This is a genomic window from Myxococcus virescens, from assembly GCF_900101905.1.
In the GTDB taxonomy this organism is placed as follows: Bacteria; Myxococcota; Myxococcia; order Myxococcales; family Myxococcaceae; genus Myxococcus; species Myxococcus virescens.
Genome location: NZ_FNAJ01000001.1, coordinates 1,237,948 through 1,258,850, shown reverse-complemented (window position 1 = coordinate 1,258,850; position 20,903 = coordinate 1,237,948). Strand labels below are relative to the sequence as shown.

Below are 20,903 nucleotides of genomic sequence, written 5' to 3'. Positions count from 1 at the left end.
GCCTCCCCTTGTTGCTCGCGTGTCCTCGCGTTCCCCGTGGCCTCCCTCTGGAGCGCGGATGGAGCGCCTCCGGCACGCGCCGTGCTCTGGGCCTCCGCCGGGCCGAGCCCGGAGCCGGTCCCTCAACAAGGACGACGCGTTACATGAATCAGCGGAAACACACGAAACAGCTACGCCGCCAGCTGCGTTGGGCGGGCTTGTCCGCGACGGTGCTGGCCGCGCCCGCGAGCTTCGCGCAGGACTGTCCCAAGCCCACGTTGCAGCAGTGCGTGGACGCCGACTACCGCGCCAGCAGCTGCGGCAGCGTCCACGACGCGTACTGCCAGGGGGTCGTGGAGTCGGAGTGGAAGGCCGGTTGGGAGGCGGCTCCCAAGCGCGTGGCGCTGCTGCCCGAGGAGCTGGGGGGCGGGGTGGACACGGTGGCCTACGAGCCCCACGTCCCGAAGCACACGCGCTTCCAGGGCATGGACCAGAGCATCATGGGGCAGGTGCTCAAGGGGCAGATTCTCTACCGCAAGGGCCTGGAGAACCTGACGAAGGAGGAGCAGGCCTACCTGTCTCGGATTCGGAGCTGGGAGAAGGACGGCGCCCAGGTGACGTCCTGCCAGGAGTTCGTTGACGAGAAGTACCTCGACTTCAGCCGCTTCGAGCGGCAGGCGGGCCGGTACGGCGACGACTCCCGCGCCTTCTTCAACGGCGCCTTCGGCAAGGAGGGCATCGCGCACCGCGTGCTCTACAGCCGGGACCAGGAGAAGCTGGCGCCCATCTGGGACGGGCAGCGCACGGCGAAGAACGCGTACTTCCGTTTCACGCCCGGCCGTTACCCGAAGGGCACCGACGGCTATGTCTTCAAGTCCGAGGCGGCGCAGCTGGCCAACAACCTGGAGGCGCGCAACTGGGTCGCTCCGTCGGACGATTGGCACCAGAAGCAGGCCGAGCAGTTCAGCCACATCGCGGATGACGTGCTCGACCACTACCAGGTGGAGCAGGAGTCCTTCACCGCGCTGCTGCGTCAGCGCGACGCCGTCTACGCGGAGTGGGCGCAGGCCTCGAAGGTCCTCCGCTCGCGCGACCACCAGACGGTGGAGCTGGACAAGCTGACCGCGGAGCGGCTGTACGGGTTGGACCAGGCCATCGAGGAGTCGCTGGTCAAGGCGCAGAAGGACGGCTGCCTCGACACCCAGGGCCCCACGGTGTGTGACTGGAGCCCCCGCCGGTACAAGACGATGCTGGAGGCCGCCATGGCCCCGCGCCGCGAGGCCGACCTGCAGGCGTGCCTCTTCCTGACGGGCAACGACTTCGGTCCGGAGAGCTTCGTGCGCAACGCGGACAAGCTCCAGGTGAAGGGCCTGGACCGGAAGGACTACACGCTCTCCTCGTCGTTGCTGGCGCAGTACCTCGCCATCTACGGCGCCCACATCCACGGGCTGAACGAGCCGACGAACCCCTCCACGGGCGCCGTGCGGCACGGGGGAGAGGCCAGCGACAGCGGCTACGCGGGCGGCGACACCTTCGGCGGCGGCTACGACTACGTGGCCGGCTGGGAGTACGTCCAGCCGGGCTCGGGCCTGCGCACCAAGGCCCTGGGCGCCTGGTGTGACAGCGACGTGCGGCTCTACGGCGAGTTCAACGCCTATGCGAACGTGTTCGGCCCCACCCGGCACGAGATGGCGCACGTGAGCGGCGAGGCTGGCACGGAAGGCAATGGCGTCCGCCTCAAGCTGGATGCGCGCGTGCTGGGCACCTCCCTCTACAGCCACGACAAGCACTACCCGCTGCGCTTCACCTTCTATGAGGGCAAGCCCGTCTTCGACAGTGACGCCGCGAAGGCCTCCACGACCTTTGTCGTCGTGTTCGTCCCCGTCACCGTGCAGGGCGGCCTGTCCGCGGAGGCGGGCGTGAAGATGAACATTGGCGGCGCCGTCACGCGCAACTGCTCCGAAGACCTGCTGGGCGTGGACCTGTACGGGACCATCACCCCGTTCGCCTCGGTCAAGGGCTTCGCGTCCGTGGGCATCGGGGTTCCGGGCCTCCAGGTGGGCGTGAGGGGCGAGCTGGTCATCGCTCGCGTCAACGTGCCGCTCTACGGCGATATCGGCCTCTACCTGAGCTCGCCCTCGCACCCGACGAATCCGAACACGCTGTTCCTGCGGGCGTCGTCGAAGCTCGACGTCGAGCTGCGCTTCCTGGACGGCAGCATCAAGCTCTTCGGTGAGCTGCTCTTCCTGAAGGGCGAGACGACCATCGTGAGCTGGAGCGGCTTCGGCAACACCTGGAACATCTACAACGAGTCCAAGTCGCTGCCGCTGGTCCGCGTCTACTAATCCGTCGCACCCCCTGGCTCGTGTCTGACGCGAGCCGGGGCCCTTCGCCGCCGCGGTGTGCCCATCCGCCGCCGCGGCGGCGCTCCTCCCTCATTGTCTGGAGTCCTTCATGCGTCGCTCGAGGCTCGCCGTCCGCACGGCCGCGCTGACCAGCACCCTGCTGTTCGTGGGCGCGGTGCCCGTCTGGTTCTACTTCCACCCCGCCGCGCCGGAAGCCGTGGTGGTCGCCGCGCCCGTGAGCGCCTCCCGGCTGCCGCTCTACCGGTGGACCGTGGGGGAGGAGCGCACGTACCACTTCGTCTGGAATGACTTGCAGCGCGTGGCGCTCCCCGTTCCGCAGCAGGGGGAGGCCCCCCAGACGATGGATGGCACGCTGAGCCTGGAGGGTGAGCTGACGCTCCAGGCCCTGGAGGTCCGTGCGAAGGGGGCGCGCGTGCGGCTGGCGGTGAAGCGGTTGGACCGGCACGACGCGACGCTCTCCGGCCAGGCGCTCTTCCCTGACGCCGCGGCCGTGCAGGCGCACCTGCCTCAGACGGCTTCGGCGTGGCTGGAGCTGGATGCCCGGGGCGCGCTCGTGGCCGTCCGGTTCTCCGACGCGGAGCCGCCCCTGTTCCGCCAGGTCGCGCAGACGCTGGCGGCGGAGTTGTTCCCCACGGAGCTGCGCGACGCCGCCGAGTGGAGCGCCGTCGAGTCCACGCAGACGGGCGAAGTGGAGGCGCGCTTCCACTTCGACGGCGAGGACGCGCGCCTGACGCGCCGCCGCGCGCGCTACCAGTCCCTGCGGGCCGCCGCCACGGCGCCAGCTTTCCGGCAGTCACTGAGCTCCCTCACGCACTTCGACCGGGACCCGGAGGGCTTCCTGGCCGGGGTGTCCCACGACGAAATCCTGGATGCCACGCACACCGATGGCCGTTCGCTGATGTCGCGGCGCGTCCGCCTGCGCCTCGCGTTCTCCACGCGTCAGCAGAAGCCGCTGCCGCCGGCCACGGAGGACAAGCCCATTGTCCGCGCGCCGTCGCAGGTGGCCTTCGAGGGCGACGAGAAGCTGGCGCTGACGACCAGCCAGGCCGACGGCATGACGGTGGACGCGGCGCTCCAGGTGCTGGCGTCCGCCACCGACCCCGGCGCCATCCCCGAGCTGGGCACCTTCGCGCGGCGGGCCATCGCCGCGCTCGAGCTGGAGCCTCACCGGGCCGGTGAGCTGGGGCAACTGTTCCTCCAGAAGGGCAGGTCTCCCGCGATGCGCGAGCTGATGCTGGACCTGCTGGCCGGCGCGGGGCACGCCGAGGCCCAGGCCACGCTGCGCGAGCTGATTGTCTCCCCGGAGGCCCGCGAGCATGCCGGCGCGCATGGGCTGATGGTGCAGCGCGCGGGCTTCGTCCGCGAGCCGGAGCCCGAGACGGGCCGGCTGCTGGCGCGGATGAACACGGAGGCCCGGACCGCCGGTGACGTCGGCGTAGAGCGCGCGTCGGCCTACGCCCTGGGCGCCGTCGTCTCCCGCCTGCCCGCGGGCAGCCCCGAGGTGGCTGAGTTCCTGCGCCCGCTGGAGGACGCTCTGGCGCGCGCGGACAACGCCGAGTCGCTGGAGCACTCCCTGCGCGCGCTGGGCAACAGCGGCACGGCGCGCGTCATGGACCTGGCGTCGCCCCATTTGCGTGACGAGGCGCCCGAGGTGCGCTCCGCCGCCGCGGGGGCCCTGCGCACCGCGCCCCAGGAGGCCGCCACGCGCATGTTGTTGGACGCGTTGATGTCCGAGCCAGCGCGTGCCGTGCAAGGCGCGCTGCTGGACGCGCTGAATGCGCGCACCCTGGGCGCACCCGAGCTGGAGCGCCTGAGCGGCTGGGTCGTGGCGGGGCAACTGGCGCCGGGCGCCGAGGCCGCGCTGCTCAACGTCCTCACCCCTCGCATGGACGACAGCGCCGCCGTCCTCCGGATGCTCCAGGCCCTCTCGGTCCGTCCCGGCCAGCAGCCCGCCACCCGGGCCCGCGTCATGGCGCTGATGGCCCAGGCCTCGGCCAGCCGCGGCGGCTGAGCCCTTCGCTTCAACCCACCCACCGCAGTCGAGGTCCTCATGAAACGCAGTCTCAACGGGCTGTTGCCCCTGGCCCTGCTTGGCTTCTTCCTGGCGCAGGCCGCCCACGCGGACGTCGTGGACGACGTATGGCGCGGCACGAACATCCGGCTCAACGCCGCGCGCATCCGCGTGAAAGGCAATGACTACGCCACCGGCTACTGGCTGCTGCCGAAGGCGGCGAACACGCTGAACCTCAACGTGCCGGCGCGGCAGTTCGGTCTCAACTCGGACCTGGTGCTGCACATGTATGGCTCGCGCTCCGGGAACGTCATCACCTGGACCTTCGATGACACCTTGCCCAGCCGCTACAACCTGGGGGACTCCACCTACGTGACGCGGGTGCGGGGGACGCTCAAGGCCTACGCCCGGCAGGTGCGCGGCGCGGATGACCCCTTCTGTGACAGCGCCGCCTGCCCCCACAACGTGGAGCTGACCCTCGCGCCTGGCTCCAGCGCGAAGGTGAGCGGTTACAAGACCTTCATCTTCGACATCGACTTCACGGAGGACGTCCAGGTGAAGCAGTTCGTCGCGTATGGCGGCGTCCCGCGCCCCCGGCTGTCGTCGATGGCGGTCGTCACCCCCAGCAGCCGGTGCCCGTCCTCGGGGCCCAGCGAGCTGTCCGGCGACGTGGTGCTCAGCAGCCCCGCGCCCACCGGCGGCATCCTGGTGGACCTGATGAGCGTGGATGCGAGCGTGGGCGTGCTGCCCGTGCGAGTCCCCGAGGGCCAGCGCTCCGCGCGCTTCACGCTGCGCCTGCCGCCCTACTGGACGGGGCCCACCGTCGTCTACGGCGCGTCGGGCGGCGTCCGGAAGAGCGTGAAGGTGGGCGTACGCCCGTGCCTCGTACATGTCTTCCCCTTCGTGCGCTGGTACCTCATCGATTCGCTCTACGCCCCCGCGCACCTGCTCAACGGTGGGGCGGTGATTGCCCGGTACAAGGAGGCGGAGTCGGACGTCCTGCTGACGGGCAAGGGCGAGGCGTACTGGCTGAACGAGGTGCTCGGCGCGGAGCAGGTGCGCGTGGCGGGCGTCAACTCGACGGGGGACATCTTCGGAACGGCATACACCTCCAAGGGCCCCAACGCGTTCCTGCTCCGTTCGGAGGACGTGAAGGCGGGCGCGGAGCAGTGGCTGGAAGGCTGGGAGGCCGTGACGGCCAACGCACACGGCACGCTGCTGGTGCGTGACCCGAACGACGGCAAGAGCATCTACCGCGTGGACGAGGTGGGGCCCGCGCGGCACCCCGGCCTGTCCGAGCTGCTCCCGAGCCGCGTCCTCTTCAACGCGCTGGGGGAGGTGGCGGTGACGCTGGAGACGGAGAAGGGGCTCCGCGCCGCGCGCGTCTACGGCAAGGACGTGCAGGTGCTGCTGGACAACGAGTCCGAGGTCACCGCGCTGAACGACGTGGGGATGTTTGTCGGCACCGCACTCGATTCGGACAAGCGCCCCCGTCCTTTCATCTGGTCGCGGCAGGAGGAGGCCCGGTGGCTGCCGGTGCCCAAGGGCGCCGTGTCCGCGAAGGCCGTGGCCATCAACGACGGAGGCTGGGTGCTGGGGACCGCCACCTCCGAGGACGGCAAGACGCAGGTGCCCTTCCTCGCCTCGCCCGACGGGAAGACGGCCACGCGGTTGGATGAGGTGCTGCCGGAGGAGTTGAAGAAGGCCGGCTACCGCGTCCTGAGGGCGCTCGCGCTCGCCGATGACTTCAGCGTGCTGGTGCAGGCCCTGGATGGACAGGGGCAGCGCGTCCACCTGGTGCTGAGCCCGTGAGCCGCGTTCCGGCCAGCACGACTTCCACTCTTCCACAAACAAGGACCTTCCTCGTGAAATCGAACCTTCCCCTTCTTCGGGGGCTGATGATGGTGTTCATGGCCCTCCTGGCGGGCTGCGGCGGTTGCCAGAGCAGCTCATCGTCGTGTTCCCCCAGCCAGTATGGAACCAACGGCTGTGCCTGCAGGACGGACTCCGCCAGTTGCAACGCCGGGCTGGTCTGCCGCAGCGGCACGTGTGAGCCGTGTGGCAACGAAGGCGGCGCTTGCTGCGTCAACGCGGGCACCACGTCCTGCAGTGGCACGTTGACGTGTGTCATGGAGGCCGCGGGCGAGCGCTGCCGCAACTGCGGCGAAGTGGGCGAGGCGTGCTGTGTCTCGTCGGGGAACAGCCAGTTCTGCCGCGCGAACGCCGTGTGTGTCAGCGGGAGCTGCCAGTCCGTGGCGGCGCACACCTGCGACCCGAATGGCACGGTGTACACGGTGGGCATCCAGGACACGAACCTGTGCGCCCGGCGCGTGGTGGAGGTCCGCGCGAGCTCGCCCGCGAACGCGCTGCAATGTGCCAGCGCCAGCGGGATGCTGGCCGCGGATGAGACTGTCTATGAAATCCCCAACACGCCCATCACCGACTACGAGCTGTGCCTGGAGTCGCAGAGCCAGGGCCGGCGCACCACGAGCGTGCAGGCGTTCGAGGACTACCACGCGCTTCGCTGCGCGCGCTGGACGCGGTGTGGCGCCAGCGACCCGTGCACCAGCGTGACGCACGGCGCCTGCACGCCCTGAGGCGAGCGGGGACGGATGCGGGGCGGAGCGCGCGGAGGGGGACGCTCCGCCCCGTGTCATGTCGTGAGGAGCCGCAGCACGGCCTGGGCCGCGCGTTCGGTGCCGTCCACACCCTCCAGCGTTGCGGCCAGGGCGCGGGCCTTGGTGGCCACCTCTGGCTGGGACACCTGGGTGAGCGCGTGGGCGATGGCGTCGGCGCTCAGCGCGGAGGGCGGCACGGCGCGGCCCACGCCCAGCCGCTCCACGCGCCGCGCGTTCGCGAGCTGGTCGCCGCCGAAGGGCACGACGACCATGGGCCGCCCGGCCGCGAGCGACTCCTGCACGGTGTTGTTCCCACCGTGCGTCACCACCAGGTCCACCTTCTGAAGCAGGGGCACCTGGGGGACGCGGCGGAACACCTGCGTGCGCGGGCCCGCGCGGGCCTGGAGCCGTTCGAAGCTGGCACCCGCGCTGACCACCACGTCCACGTCGTGCCGCGCCAGCCCGTCCAGGATGGCGTGGAAGACGTGCGGCTGGTCGTTGAACACCGTGCCCAGTGACACGTAGACGTGCATGCGGCCGGGCCGGATGGCGGTGAGCGCGGGGTCATCCAGGCTCGCGGGCGTGGGCCGGGGCAGGCACGGGCCAGTCATCTCCACCGGGCCGGGCAGCGGCTCGAGGCCGGGCTCCAGCGCCGGCGTCGTCGCCATCAGGTTGAGGTCGTCGGAGATGGGCGCCGCGAGCAGTCCGCTCGTCTTCAAGGGGACGCGCAGGCGCTTCGCGGCACGGGCGACACGCGCATCGAACCAGCGCAGCAGCGCGAGCCCCCGTTGCTCGGCCTGGGTCCATGCGGCATCGCGGGGGGCGTCGTCCTCGAGCCCACTGCCAAAAGGCGCCGCGCCCTCCACGGGGAAGGGAAGGGCGGAGTGATACAGCGCCACATAGGGGCGCCGTGTCCTCCGGGCCGCGAGCAGGGCCGCGGGCATGAGGTAGTCCGCCAGCACGACGTCAGTCCCAGAGGCTTCGATTTCCTCGGCGATGCGCCGTGCGTGCCCCTCCATGCCGGTGGTGAACAGCCGGAGCGCCCACCCCAGCTCGTCGAGCCCCCGGGCCCGGGTGATGCGCGCGCCGTACCAGAGCGCGGCCGGAGAGGGGCGCAGGGGCACCAGCCTGAGCCCGTCCTGGCGCAGGGCTTCCGGAAGCTGGGCGGCGAAGCGCAGCGGCTCTGGCATCAGGCCGGGAAAGCGCGCCGGCGCCACGACCGTCGCGATGGCCAGGTCGTGGCCGAGCTCACGCAAGCGCCCACCAATGGCGCGCAGTGCGTTGGTGTGACCCGCCGTGGGGTGGGCCGCCATGAGAATCCTCGCCATGGCGCCCAGCGTAGCAGCGCGTGTCCGCCCGCCCGCCGGACAGGCACTCCTCCGTGACGCGCCGTGACGTGGGGCCTGGACAGCCCGTGTCGTTCGTGATTGTTGGTGTTCAAATCATCTCCCTCCGGATTTAGAAGGAAACGACATGCGCCGTGGCTTCGCCCTGCTCCTGATGTTGCTGCTGCCCCTGCCGGGCTTCGCGCTGAATGGAGGGCTGGGCGAGCCCCCAGTGGATGTGGACCGCCGCACGCCCATGGCGACAGCGGCGGGCTTCCTGGACGCGGCCCACGCGCGGGACGCGGCGCGCGCGCCCCACTACCTGTCGCTGTCCCACCTGCCTCCGGAGCAGCAGGCGGAAGAGGGGCTGCGGCTGGCGCGGCGGCTGGTGTTCGTGATGGACCGGATGCTGTGGCTGGACTACTCGAACATCAGCCAGAAGCCGGAAGGTGACCCGGCCGACCCCGTCTACGACTCGCTGGGGCAGATTCCGCTGCCGCGCGGCGCGGTGGACATCCGCCTGCAGCGTATGGAGCGCCCGGAGGGGGCCGTCTGGGTCTTCAGCGAGGACACGGTGCGCGCCATCGACACGCTCTTCACCGTGTACGGCTCGCCCGTGCTGGAGAAGCTGCCGCCGCTGCTCTTCGTGCGGCCGGTGTGGGTGCTGGAGCTGTGGCAGTGGCTGGGCCTGGGGGTGCTGCTGGTGGCGGCGTGGCTGGCGGGCCGGCTGGTGGAGGCGGTGGCGCTGCGGGTGGGCTCGCGGGCGACGGGCATCACGCAGTCGGGGTGGGACGACCAGTTGGTGGCGGCGGGGAAGGGGCCCTTGCGGCACCCGGTGGCGGCGTTGGTGGTGGCTTCCGGCACGCGGATGCTGCTGTTGCCTCCGCCCGCGCAGCAGGTGGTGGACCTGGTGGCGCGCTCGCTCGTCATCGCGTCGCTGGCGTGGTTCCTCATGCGCTTCGTGAAGCTGGCAGCGGGCTTCCTGGAGCACCGCGTGGGCACGGAGAGCCAGGACGTGGCGCGGGTGCGCGGGCTGCGCACGCAGCTGGCCGTCATGCGCCGGGTCATCGAGTGCACCGTGGTGCTGGTGGCGGGCTCGCTGCTGCTGCTCCAGTTCGAGGCGGTGCGCAACGTGGGTGTGTCGCTGCTGGCCTCCGCGGGCATCGCCGGCCTGGTGCTGGGCCTCGCCGCGCAGAAGTCCATCTCCACCCTGCTGGCGGGCATCCAGCTCTCCATCACCCAGCCGGTGCGCATTGGCGACACCGTCATCGTGGAGGGCGAGTGGGGCTGGGTGGAGGAAATCACCCTCACGTACATCGTCGTGAAGGTGTGGGATTTGCGCCGGCTGGTGGTGCCGATGAGCCACTTCCTCGACAAGCCCTTCCAGAACTGGAGCAAGGTGTCGCCGGACATCATGGGTACCGCGGAGGTGTTCGTGGACTTCCGCACGGACGTGCCAGCGGTTCGCGCCGAGCTGCGGCGCATCTGCGAGACGGACGGCGTGGGCCTGTGGGACGGCAAGGTGGCGGGCCTTCAGGTGACGGAGTGCACCGAGCGCACCATCAAGCTGCGCGCGCTGGTGAGCGCGCCGGATTCGGGCAAGGCGTGGGACTTGCGCTGCATGGTTCGTGAGAAGCTCATCGCGTTCCTCCAGAAGCAGCCGCATGGCCTGCCGCTGCTGCGCGCCGAGGCGACCCACGCGAACGTCCAGGATGGCGCCGCCGTCACGCTCGGCGTGGTGCCACTGTCCGGGCCCGCTGGCGCCAACGTCGTGGTAGCGGCCAAGCGCCAGGACTGAGTCTCGTGTTCACGGGGCCCCATGGGGAGGCCCCGCCGGGCAGGCCGTGTTTGCCGTGGGCGCCACGCGGCCCCCACCTTCGGACATCGCTTCGTCGGGAGGTGGACATGACTGGAAGGCTTGGCAGAGCAGGCGGCGTGGCGGTCCTTGCGGCCCTGTGGGGCACCTGCCCCCTGCTGGGGCTCACCGCCCGGGCGGAGGCGCCCCAGCAGGGGCAGACGCGAAACGTCTTGTCAGCGCGGGACCTGCTCCTGGGACAGCTCGCCCTCTTCGACGCGAAGGCCATCGCGGCAGGCAACCTGGCGTTGGAGAAGTCGGCCAACCCGCAGGTGCGGCAGTTCGCGTTGCGGCTGGTGGAGGACCACCGCCGGCACCTGCAGGACTTGAAGGCGTGGGGAAGCTCGCCGTCCATGGACATGGTGGTGGCGGACCTCACGCAGCCCCGGACCACGGCGGGGATTGGCGGCTCGGGGAGCAAGGACGGGGGCCTCATCCCGGGGCCGAGTCTGCCCATGCAGCGCGCGGACGCCCGCCTGGAGCAGGCCGTGGCGTATGCCCAGCAGCACCTGGACGTGCTCCGCAAGGCGCAGGGCCAGGACTTCGACGAGGCCTTCCTGAAGCGCGTCATCGAGGACCAGGAGGAAGGCCTGCGGCTCGTGAAGCAGGCGCAGGCGACGTACAAGAACGATGGGGCGTTTACCCTCATGCTCGACAGGACGGGCAACCTCGCGGACCGTCATCTGCAGCGGGCTCAAGGGCTGAAAGAGTCATTCGAGTGAACGCGCCATCCATTCGCCCGGCCTGCCGGGTTGACGTGACGCAGAGGGGGCGCCTAACTCCGGCGGCATGAGGACCGCCGCGAGGCTGCTGTGGGTGTACCTGGCCGGGGCCCTGTGCTCGTGCGCCGCGCCCGCGCCTCGTGTGTCGCCCGTGGCCCCCGAGGGCGCGACGCCCGTGGGTCCCTTCCTCCCCGAAGCCCGCACCTTGTTCGAAGGTTGCACGCCGGTGCCGGACCGGGCCGACTCGCGGCTCTACCGCTGCGACGGCGTGACGGTGTGGCTGACCGAGCGCGAGGACCTGACGCCCGAGCAGGCACTGATGGAGGCCCAGGCGCGAATCACCGAACGGCTGGGGCCCGGTGCCACAGTGGTGGAGGAAGCGCTGCCGCTGGCGGGAAGTCCGTGGCCCTCGGTCCGTGTCGAAGCGTGCGAGGCGGAGGACTGTCGCGCCGCCGGGTATGCATCCGCTGTCACCGGGGCGCTGGGGCGGGTGCGGCAGCTCGGGTGCGTGGTGCAGGCGCCCGTGCGGCCCCTGCTGGCGCGCTGCCTGGAGTTGCTCGAGTCCCTCGCATCGAATGGCAGCCCCGAGGGCGAGACGCTGGGACGCGAGTCGCTGCTCGTTCCTCCGCGCCTGCCATGGCGCGCCCTGGCCGTGCCGGATGGATGTCAGCTCGCCGCGTCCACGGCGCGCGCGGGGCGCATTCGCTGCGAGGGGGCATCGCTGTCGTGGAGCCTCTACGAACCGGCCCAATCCCAGGTGACGGAGCGCTGGCGCTCGCAGCGCGTGGCGGAGCTGGTGGACGCGCTGCCGGGAGCGGGGCCCGTTGAGGAGGTGCCCTGCCGACTGGAGAACCTGGACACGCGATGCGCGCGCTTCATGGTGCCTTCTTCCGAGGGGCCGCTGCGCGTGTGGGCCGCGGCCGTGACGTGGGAGGACCGGGCGCTCTTCGCCGCGTGCAGCCACCGGGCCTCCGAGCCGCCGTATCCCGCCGTCTGCAACGGCGCGTTCACCCTGCCTTGATGCAGCGAAGGACGACATCTCGTGTACGAGCTCCAGGACGTCTCCAAATGCTACGGGGCCACGCAGGCCTTGCATCCGCTCAGCTTGAGCCTGCCGACAGGACGCACCACGGTGCTGCTGGGGCCGAGCGGCTGTGGCAAGTCCACGCTGCTGCGCCTGCTCAACGGGTTGCTGCCGTGTGACACCGGGCGCGTCCTCTTCGATGGCAAGCCGCTGCCCACGGGAGGAGATGCGCTGCTCGCGGTGCGCCATCGCGTGGGGTACGCGCTCCAGGGGGGCGGCCTCTTTCCGCATCTCACGGGCGAGGAGAACGTCACCCTCATGGCGAGCCACCTGCGCTGGCCCGCGGCGAAGACGGGCGAGCGGCTGGAGGCCTTGGTGGAGCTGACGCGCTTTCCCACGGACGCGCTGGCGCGCTATCCCTCGCAGCTCTCCGGTGGCCAGCGCCAGCGGGTGGCGCTGATGCGCGCGTTGATGTTGGACCCGGACGTGTTGCTGCTGGACGAGCCCCTGGGCGCGTTGGATCCGCTGGTCCGTCACGAGCTGCAAGGTGACCTGCGCGGCATCTTCGCCCGGCTGCGCAAGACGGTGGTGCTGGTGACGCATGACCTGGCGGAGGCGGGCTTCCTGGGGGACAGCATCCTGCTCATGCGGGAGGGGCGCGTGGTGCAGCAGGGACAGCTCGCGGATTTGGAGGCGCGGCCGACGGATGACTTCGTCACCCGGTTCATCCAGGCGCAGCGGCCTCTGCCTGGCGGTGGGCTGGGAGGCGCGGCGTGAGGGTGGGGCTCCTGGTGTTGCTGCTCGTGGGGGCGTGTGGCGGGGCGTCCTCGTCTGGGGACGGCGTGCCCCAGGTGCGCGTGGGCTCCAAGAAGTTCACCGAGTCCGTCATCTTGGGGGAAGCGGTGACGCAGCTCGCGCGGAGCACCGGTGCGCGGGTCACGCACCGGCGGGAGCTGGGCGGTACCGCCGTGCTCTGGGAGGCGCTGCGCCGGGGCGAACTCGACGTGTACCCCGAGTACACGGGCACGTTGCGACAGGAGTTGCTGTCCGGGCGCGACCTGCCGGACGACGCGGCGCTGCGTGCGGCCCTGGCTGAGTCTGGGCTTCGGATGAGCGAGCCGCTGGGCTTCAACAACACGTATGCGCTGGGCATGAAGGAAGCGGAGGCCGAGCGGCTGGGCATCCGCCGCATCTCTGATTTGCGTGCCCATCCTTCGCTGCGCTTCGGTTTCAGCAACGAGTTCATGGACCGCGCGGATGGCTGGCCCGCCTTGCGAGACAGCTACCGGCTGCCGCAGCGGGACGTGCGCGGGCTGGACCATGATTTGGCGTACCGGGGCATGGAGAGCGGGTCGCTCCAGCTCACGGACCTGTACTCCACGGATGCGGAGATTGAGGCGTATGGGTTGCGTGTGCTGGAGGACGACCTGCGCCACTTCCCCGCGTATGACGCGGTGCTGCTGTATCGCGACGACCTGGAGGCGCGGGCGCCCGAGGCCCTGGCCGCGATGCTGCGTCTGGAGGGCCGCGTGTCCGAGGAGGACATGGTGAAGCTCAACGCGCGGGCCCGGCTGGAGCGCGTGTCGGAGGGCCGCGTGGCGTCGGGTTTCCTCGCCACGGCGCTGGGAGTCACTTCGGAGGTACGCGGGGACGGATTGGCCGCGCGCGTGTGGAAGCGTACGCGTGAGCACCTGTTCCTGGTGGGGGTGTCGCTGCTGGCGGCGATGGCGCTCGCGGTGCCCTTGGGCGTGCTGGCCGCGCGGCGGCCTCGGCTGGGGCGCGGGGTGCTGGGGCTGACGGGGGTCATCCAGACGGTGCCGTCGCTGGCGCTGCTGGTGGTGATGATTCCGCTGCTGGGAATCGGCTCACGTCCGGCGATTGCCGCGTTGTTCCTCTACAGCCTGTTGCCCATTGTCCGGAACACAGCGGCGGGGTTGGCCGGAATCCCACCCGAGGTTCGCGAGTCCGCGGAGGCGCTGGGCCTGCCCGCGCTGGCGCGGCTGTGGCGCATCGAATTGCCCATGGCGGCGCCGTCCATCCTCGCGGGCATCCAGACGGCCGCGGTCATCAACGTGGGCACCGCCACGCTGGGCGCGCTGGTGGGGGCAGGGGGCTACGGTCAGCCGATTCTCACGGGCATCCGGTTGGATGACGTGCGGCTCATCCTCGAGGGCGCGGTCCCCGCTGCCGCGCTGGCGCTGCTCGCCAGTGGCCTGTTCGACGCCGTGGAGCGTGTGGTGGTGCCTCGGGGGCTGCGGCTGGGCGCGGCGGCGCGTTCGACGCGTTAGTCTTGCTCGTCGAGCCAGAAGAATCGGTTGCCGCTCGCGAGGGAACGCGAGCCTCTCCTGGACCCTTGATGTTGAGGTCGGTCCGTTCTACCGCGAGCTTGCCCAGGTCCAGTTGGACGCTTTCGACGAACCGTAACGAGAGCTGCCGCACGGCAGCCGTCGTGCTCCTGTCGTAGTCATGGCTCCTCTGTCATGTCTTCGAGCTGGCCTTCTGCTATCTCGCGATAGAGGGGCACCACTTCGATGGCGAGCACCTCCCGCATTTCCTGGCGGGCGCTGTCGAAGTCCCCGGCTTTTCGGTGACGCTTGGCACGGTAAAGCGCGTCGACAATGCGGTCGGAGCCTTCCTTGATGCGGCGCGCACATTCCAGCAGAAGGGCCTCGGCCTTTTCGGCCGTGGCAAGGGCTGCTGCCGCGTCGGCTTTGCCGATGCCTACCTCCGGCGCGGTGCGTTCCAGCATTTCCCTCACCTCCGCCGTGAGCGTCAGGCGTTCACCGTCCCGCACGCGCCGCGCGAGGGCTCGTACAGGCTCCCACTCGAGTTCATCCGCCATGCCCTGTTACCTCTTGCCCCGGCGGGGGCGGCACTTGTTGATGGGCCATTCCTGCTGGCCCTCGCAGTAGCGGAAGCAGGCGTAGCAGGAGCCCTGCCAGTCGTCGTCCTTGCACTCGGCGTAGGTCGCGATGCAGCGGCGCTTCCACTCGGGCAGGTTGGTGTTGTGGGCGTCATCGACGTCCGGCGCGTCGGCCTCCGCCGCGATCTGGGAGCCCGCCATGAGCACAGCGGCCTCGGTGGCGGAGAGGCCACACGCATCCGGACCGAATCGCTGAATGCAACATGTCGCGCTGTCCAGACAGGCGGCTTGCGCGTACGCGTCTTGAGGGGCCATGTCGCGACGGCTGGAAATGCCAGTGGCGCTGTTGGAGCATCCCAGTGCAAGTGCCGCGAGCGCGTACGCAAGGGAAAGACGGGTGTTCCGATTGGACATGACGGCCGCATGTATCGGGTTCGTCACCCTGCGCGTATCACCCTGGATGAGTACTTCGGGGCGGGGCGCCCTCCGCCCTTGCGCCCGATAACGGCGAATGCCGTCAGACGGGCTCGGCGCTCGAAGCAGGCGAGGCTTCCGCCACCACCCGGGGCGCATCCGCCGCCAGGCCCGCCGCGCACAGCACCACCGCCGCCATCCACACGAAGTCCGCCAGCAGCAGGTGCACCAGCTGCATCCACACCGGCGCCAGCAGCAGCAGGTTGGTGACGCCCGCGCCCAGCTGCACCGCGTAGAGCACGGTGATGGCGGAGGCCGCGCGCCGCACGTCCTCCGACGGCCGCACCCGCGCCACCCACCGCGACGCCAGCACCAGGAACGCGCCCACGCTCACCGCGAACAGCGGGTGCAGCACCCGCAGCTTGATGAGGATGTGCGCCGTCTCCGAAATATCCTGGCGCAAGCCCTCCGCCAGCGTGGTGGACGGGAACAGGGTGTCCCCCAGCGCCGCGATGGCGCCACTCACGCCCAGCACCAGCAGCCCCAGGATGCTCAGGCCCATCAGCGCGCCCGGCAGCCCCTGTCCCCGCAGGCTCAGGGGGGCGCGTCCCCGGGAGAACCAGATGACCAGCGTCTGCGCACCCACCAGCAGGAAGGTGTTCACCAGGTGCACGCCCATCCACAGGGCCCGGCCCACGGAGGCGTTGTCCGCCACGTACTTCAGCAGCACGATGCCCGCGCCGACGAGCGCCTCCGTCATCATGAAGAACAGGGCCCAGGCCGCCGCGCTCCGCACCGGGTGGCCCTTGGCGTGCCCCTTCCGGGCCCAGACGTAGAGCGCCACCGCCAGAATCATCGCCAGGCCGCTCGTCAGCCGGTGCGTGTATTCGATGAGCGTCTGGACGCTGGGGTCCCGGGGGATGACCTCGCCGTTGCACACCGGCCAGTGGTCTCCGCAGCCAGCACCCGAGCCCGTGGCGCGCACGAAGGCACCCCACAGAATCACGACCAGCGTGAAGGCAAGCACCCCCAGGCTGAAGGCCTGGAACCGGCGGGACGAGGCAGCGTGGGTCATCACGCTCCCCTTAACCCACTTCCACCCCCCGCCGCTGTCCCACACGTCCCTTGGGCGCTCACCCCGGCCATCAGCGCGGCTGCTCGGCTGTCGGGCCGGCTGGACATCCAGTGTATCCGGAATGATTCAGATGGATGCTGTCCTGCATCCATTGGATATGCCCGCCCCCTGTCCGGGCGCGCGGATGATTTCCATTTGAGTCAATCCGCCTTCCGGGCACTGGCACGCCGGGTGCTTAACACCCCTCACAGTGCATCTGGTGCCGCGGTGGGCGCTGGAGACACACATCTTTCGCATGAGGCCGCTTCGGTGGCCTCGGCACCCCGGGTTGGAGTTTCCCCCCTCTTCGACCCGTGGGTGTGTTCTTCCAGAGACGTGGACGCACGCCTCTCTGGAGTCGCTTCCCACAGGGGTGTGGGGAAACAGGGTGGAGCGCATCGCGGGCTGAGGCCACGCTTCTGGCTTCAGCCCGCGATGCGCATCTGCTCCGCGCCCAGCACCGCGGGGAACGGCCCGTAGGCCATGGACCGCTCAATCACGTTGCGCAGCTCGCGCACGTTGCCGGGCCACGGGTGTGACATCAGCGCGGCGATGGCATCCGGCCCCAGTTGCGGCGGCTCCATGCCCTCAGGCGTGAGCTGCCGGACGAAGTGCCGGGCCAGCGCCACCACGTCCTCGCGCCGCTCGCGCAGCGGGGGCACGCGCACCGGCACCACCTGGAGGCGGTAGTAGAGGTCCTCGCGGAAGCGGCCCTCCCGCACCAACTGGCCCAAATCCCGGTGCGTGGCCGCCACCACCCGGACGTCCACCTCCACCGGCCGCATCTCTCCCAGCGGGAAGACTTCGCCGTTCTCCAGGAAGCGCAGCAGCTTGGGCTGCACCTCCAGGGGGAGCTCGCCAATCTCATCCAGGAAGAGGGTGCCGCCGTGCGCGGCGCGGATGACGCCGGGGTGGTCCGTGGCCGCGCCCGTGTACGCGCCGCGCCGGTAGCCGAAGAGCTGTCCTTCGAAGAGGTCCCGGGGCACCGCGGCGCAGTTGAAGGCCACGTAGGGCCGCTGCGAGCGCGTGGACAAGGCGTGCAGCGCCCGCGCCACCACCTCCTTGCCGGAGCCGGACTCGCCGGTGACGATGACGGTGGCGCGGCTGGAGGACAGGCTCGCCAGCTCCGAGCGCAGCCGCCGCATGGCGGACGAGGCGGCGATGAAGCCCGGCACGTCCGCGTCCCGCACGTCCGTGTCCTCACTGGCGAGCGCGGGCACGTCCACCTGGGCGAAGCCGCGCAGGGTGGCGACCTCCAGCGCGAAGCCGCCCAGCCGGGACAGCGCCGTCAGCAGCGCGCGGCCGTCCGGAGGCAGGTGACCCGCGACGCCCAGGCGGAGCCGCCGGCCACAGCCGTCCCCGAACTCCACGGCCTCGGTGGCGGGCACGGAGGTGTCGCCGCCCAGCGGCGTGGCCCGGCCCTGCGAGTCCAGCTCCTCCAGCCGGGGCGCGCCGTGGGGGAAGAGCCCCTCCACCACGGCCAGCAGCTCGCGCTGGATGAGGGGCGCGCCCATGCCGCGCACCGACAGTCGCTCGAAGGGCACCACCAGGGCCTCCGCGCCCAGGCGGGGCGCGCCCTCGGCTTCGCGGGCGGCGGCGTGGGGCTCGCGGGCGACGTGGTGCACGAAGTGCTGCGGGTGCACCACCATGCCCACGCGGCGCAGCTCCGCCTCGCTGGCGGCCAGCAGCTCGCCGGCGGCGGGGTCGCCCTCCATCCGCGCCAGCAGCGCCAGCAGGTGGCGCGTGTAGACGGACATGCACAGGTCGCCGGTGAGGCTGAAGGTGCCCAGCGCGGCCTCCAGCAGCGACCGGGCCTCGGCGGTGCGCCCGTCCAGGACGTGCAGCAAGGCCTCGAAGCGGTGGAGCAGGGCGGAGTGCCACGCGGAGGGCATGCGCTCCAGGAAGGCGCGCGCCCGCCGCAGCAGCACCAGGCCCTCGTCCCGCTGGCATGCGTAGACGCGCGCATACGTCTCATACAGCAGGCATTCGCGGCGCAGGTAGGGCCAGCCGCCCAGCTCCATGGCGCGCTGTCCGGCCGCGGCGAAGCCCTCCGCCGCGCGATGCGCGTTGCCCTCGGCGAGGTCGCCCAGCGACTCCGCGAACTGGGCATAGGCCCCGGTGAGGGCCCGCTGGATGGTGCCGTCGTAGGCCGCCAGGTGCCGCGCCAGCTTGCGCAGGCCCGGGGCCCGGCCACTGAGCAGGTACAGCCGCGCGCGCGTCACCGTCAGGTACAGCGGCGTCCAGCGCAGCTCCTCCACCACCGCGTCCGCTTCATCCAGCACGTCCTCGGCTTCCGCGAAGCGCGCCAGCCGCAGCAGGGCCTCGGCCTCCGCGCGCGCGGCGAAGATGAAGGAGAAGCCGCGGACCATGCGCCCGCCATACGCGGCCTCCCGCGCGCGGCGCACCAGCTGGAGCGCCTCGGATGGCTCGCAGGCCTCGTCCAGCCGGCGCTGGGCCAGGAAGGCCAGGTTGCGCGCCTCCAGGAAGGCGTAGCCCATCCGCGCCGCGCCCTGCGCCACCTCGCGGAAGCGGCGCGTGGCCAGGGTGGCCTCGCCGCGCAGGGCCGCCTCGTGGGCGCAGGCGTCCTCGGCGAGCAGTCGCAGGGCCGGGTCCTTCACCCGCACGAGCGCATCCTCCAGCCGCCCGGACCCGTGGGTGATGCGCTCCGCCTCGCCCAGGTAGAAGCCGCAGGCGACCTCGGCCATGCGCAGCTGGCAGCGCACCTCCGGGTCGTCGTGGTTGGCCAGCAGCGCCTCCGCGCGCGCCACGTACGCGGCGGACTTGTTCGCGTCGAACAGCTTCCCGTCCGGTGACGCGTAGAGGTTGGCCGCCATGGCGAGCACGCGCAGTTCCACCTCTTCGGGAAGGATGCCGGCGTCCGCGAACGCCAGGTGGGGCAGCAGCGTGGTGAAGGCGCCCCGGCTGTCCTCGCGGCCCCAGCGCTGGAGATAGGCCAGTCCCACGGCGGCCATGGCCCGCGCGCCCGGGGTGCGCAGCAGGCCCGAAGCCAGCAGTGACAGCAGCTCCTCTTCGGCGGCTCGCCACTCGGCCCGCGTCAGGTGGGTGACGCTGGGGAGGATGCGCGCCAGCTCCTCGGGATGCAGCTCCTGCCGCTGGGACGCGGAGACGACGGGCGTGGGGGCCTCGCCTCGCGCGGCGAGCTGGCGGAGCGCCACGGCCACGCGGCCTCGCGGACGGCGGGCCTGGGGGGCTTCGCTCGGCAGCTCCCAGCGGTAGACGGTGAGAGGGGTGACGCCCAGCAGGCGGGCAAACGCCGCGCGGCTCTGCTCACCTCGCAGGGCGCGGATGGTCTCGGGTTCCCACCCGGCGCTCTCCCCCTTCGCCTCCGGTAACTCCACGGCACCTGCCCCCTTTTTTCGCCCCCGCCAGCGCACATTCTCTACGGAGTTTCCCAGGGCGAATGCAAACGGTTGAGCATTTCCGTTTGTTGCACCGTGCATATGCAGCAGGCGACGAATGGCGCGCATTCCCTCCCAGCGGGGACGTGTCGTCGTTATCGTCACCCCGTGCCTCGCGGACGTCCCCAACCTCCGGTTTCCCCACCTTCCCGTCTCCAACATGAACGCCTGCTCAGGTTGGAAGACGCGCTTTCAGAGGGCCGTGCGCGTGAGGACGCGGCGGTGGAGGCCTGGGTGCGCCGCACCGGGCAGATGCCGCCCCGGAAGATTCGCCGGAAGTGGGAGAAGCAGTGGCGGCGGGAGGCGAAGCGCGCCGCCCGTCGCGCTGAACGGGAGGTGCTGTCCAACCGCTCTCGCAACCCCGCGCGGGGCGCCGCCTACGTCGCCGCGTCGATAACGTGCGTGTTGATGGCCCTGGCGCAGCCCCGCCGGCTGTGGTGGCTGGTCTTCGTGGCCCTGGGCTTCTTCCTGGCTTCGTTGAAGCACCTGGAGCGTCCCCGGCGTGACGAGGGCCGCGCGCGCGACGTGCGAACGCCAACGCCCGTGGGTGCCTCGGAGGTGGAGGCGGACGCCCGGGTGGCGAAGGTGGACGCCCTCTGCGCCCGGCTGATGGAGGCCCTGCGCGAGGGGCCCGCGGTGCTGCGCGAACTGGTCCATGCGCCGGAGCGCACGGTGGAGGCCCTGCGGCAGGGGTGTCATGCGCTGGTGCGCCGTGAGCGGGAGCTGCGAGCGCTGGCGCCACCGGATGAGGCCCAGCGACTGGACGCCGAGCGGGACGCACTGGCCGCGCGGGTGGCTTCGGAAGAGGACGCAGTGGTGCGGGAGCGGCTGGCCGGAGCGCTGGCCGCGCTGGAGTCGCAGCGGCGTCAGCGCGCGGAGCTGGCCACCGCGGCGGCGCGGCTCGAGGCGGAGCACATGCGCCTCTACTACACCCTGGAGAGCCTCTACGCGCAGGTGCTGCGGGTGCGCTCGGCGGACACCGCGGGAGAGGACATCGCCGGGCTGGGGCTGCGGCAGAGCGTGGAGCAGCTCGGTGCGGAAGTGGAAGCGGTGACGCAGGCGCTGGAGGAGGTCCACGCCGCGCCCGGCGGTGATGGCCGGACGCGGACGCGGTAGACGCCTGGCGCTGGGGCGTGGGCCACGCCAGTCCCTTCAATCTGGCAGCAACCGGTGAACGGTTGCTTGTCTTCAGC

15 protein-coding genes are annotated in these 20,903 nt (G+C 71.1%); 10 read left to right on the top strand and 5 right to left on the bottom strand.

Annotated elements, in window-relative coordinates; genetic code table 11:
- Positions 1-143: 143 nt before the first annotated feature.
- From BLU09_RS05170 to BLU09_RS05155, 4 genes are all read left to right on the top strand, one after another.
- The gene (locus BLU09_RS05170) at positions 144-2,324 is read left to right on the top strand and encodes a hypothetical protein (protein WP_244171425.1); all 2,181 of its coding nucleotides are present in this window, start codon (positions 144-146) and stop codon (positions 2,322-2,324) included.
- Between the two features lie 109 nt (positions 2,325-2,433).
- Complete coding sequence (locus BLU09_RS05165) at positions 2,434-4,356, top strand: HEAT repeat domain-containing protein (RefSeq protein WP_090486249.1); 1,923 nt, start codon at positions 2,434-2,436, stop codon at positions 4,354-4,356.
- 39 nt (positions 4,357-4,395) lie between these two features.
- Positions 4,396-6,168: a hypothetical protein gene (locus tag BLU09_RS05160; RefSeq protein WP_090486245.1), complete on the top strand. Its 1,773-nt coding sequence runs from the start codon at positions 4,396-4,398 to the stop codon at positions 6,166-6,168.
- Positions 6,169-6,221: 53 nt separating this feature from the next.
- On the top strand, positions 6,222-6,953 hold the full coding sequence (locus tag BLU09_RS05155; protein ID WP_244171424.1) for a hypothetical protein: 732 nt from the start codon (positions 6,222-6,224) through the stop codon (positions 6,951-6,953).
- A 56-nt stretch (positions 6,954-7,009) separates the two neighbouring features.
- On the opposite strand, the gene BLU09_RS05150 is transcribed toward BLU09_RS05155, so the two are convergent.
- Positions 7,010-8,302, bottom strand: coding sequence for a glycosyltransferase (locus tag BLU09_RS05150; protein WP_244171423.1), 1,293 nt, complete (start codon positions 8,300-8,302; stop codon positions 7,010-7,012).
- A gap of 145 nt (positions 8,303-8,447) precedes the next feature.
- Between BLU09_RS05150 and BLU09_RS39825 the strand changes: the two genes are divergently transcribed.
- From BLU09_RS39825 to BLU09_RS05125, 5 genes are all read left to right on the top strand, one after another.
- Entirely contained in the window at positions 8,448-10,097 is a 1,650-nt protein-coding gene (locus tag BLU09_RS39825) for a mechanosensitive ion channel family protein (RefSeq protein ID WP_090486238.1), read from the top strand.
- Between the two features lie 137 nt (positions 10,098-10,234).
- Positions 10,235-10,876: a DUF4142 domain-containing protein gene (locus BLU09_RS05140; protein ID WP_244171422.1), complete on the top strand. Its 642-nt coding sequence runs from the start codon at positions 10,235-10,237 to the stop codon at positions 10,874-10,876.
- A gap of 67 nt (positions 10,877-10,943) precedes the next feature.
- The gene (locus BLU09_RS05135) at positions 10,944-11,897 is read left to right on the top strand and encodes a hypothetical protein (protein WP_186817968.1); all 954 of its coding nucleotides are present in this window, start codon (positions 10,944-10,946) and stop codon (positions 11,895-11,897) included.
- Positions 11,898-11,918: 21 nt separating this feature from the next.
- Positions 11,919-12,677, top strand: a complete 759-nt coding sequence (locus BLU09_RS05130; protein WP_090486229.1) for an ATP-binding cassette domain-containing protein — start codon at positions 11,919-11,921, stop codon at positions 12,675-12,677.
- Complete coding sequence (locus tag BLU09_RS05125; protein WP_090486227.1) at positions 12,674-14,188, top strand: ABC transporter permease/substrate-binding protein; 1,515 nt, start codon at positions 12,674-12,676, stop codon at positions 14,186-14,188. Before BLU09_RS05130 ends, BLU09_RS05125 begins: the two co-directional genes overlap by 4 nt.
- Positions 14,189-14,364: 176 nt before the next feature.
- Here BLU09_RS05125 and BLU09_RS05120 read toward each other — a convergent pair whose 3' ends face one another.
- From BLU09_RS05120 to BLU09_RS05105, 4 genes are all read right to left on the bottom strand, one after another.
- Positions 14,365-14,742 (bottom strand): DUSAM domain-containing protein, encoded by a 378-nt coding sequence (locus BLU09_RS05120; RefSeq protein ID WP_090486224.1) that lies wholly within the window; start codon positions 14,740-14,742, stop codon positions 14,365-14,367.
- A gap of 6 nt (positions 14,743-14,748) precedes the next feature.
- A complete protein-coding gene (locus BLU09_RS05115) occupies positions 14,749-15,177 on the bottom strand; it encodes a hypothetical protein (RefSeq protein WP_090486221.1) in 429 nt (142 codons plus the stop codon).
- A gap of 103 nt (positions 15,178-15,280) precedes the next feature.
- Positions 15,281-16,252, bottom strand: a complete 972-nt coding sequence (locus tag BLU09_RS05110) for a COX15/CtaA family protein (protein ID WP_090486218.1) — start codon at positions 16,250-16,252, stop codon at positions 15,281-15,283.
- Between the two features lie 464 nt (positions 16,253-16,716).
- The gene (locus tag BLU09_RS05105) at positions 16,717-19,650 is read right to left on the bottom strand and encodes a sigma-54-dependent transcriptional regulator (RefSeq protein WP_090486215.1); all 2,934 of its coding nucleotides are present in this window, start codon (positions 19,648-19,650) and stop codon (positions 16,717-16,719) included.
- 237 nt (positions 19,651-19,887) lie between these two features.
- Here BLU09_RS05105 and BLU09_RS05100 point away from each other — a divergent pair, with 237 nt between their 5' ends.
- Positions 19,888-20,826 (top strand): hypothetical protein, encoded by a 939-nt coding sequence (locus BLU09_RS05100; RefSeq protein ID WP_244171420.1) that lies wholly within the window; start codon positions 19,888-19,890, stop codon positions 20,824-20,826.
- Positions 20,827-20,903: the final 77 nt, after the last annotated feature.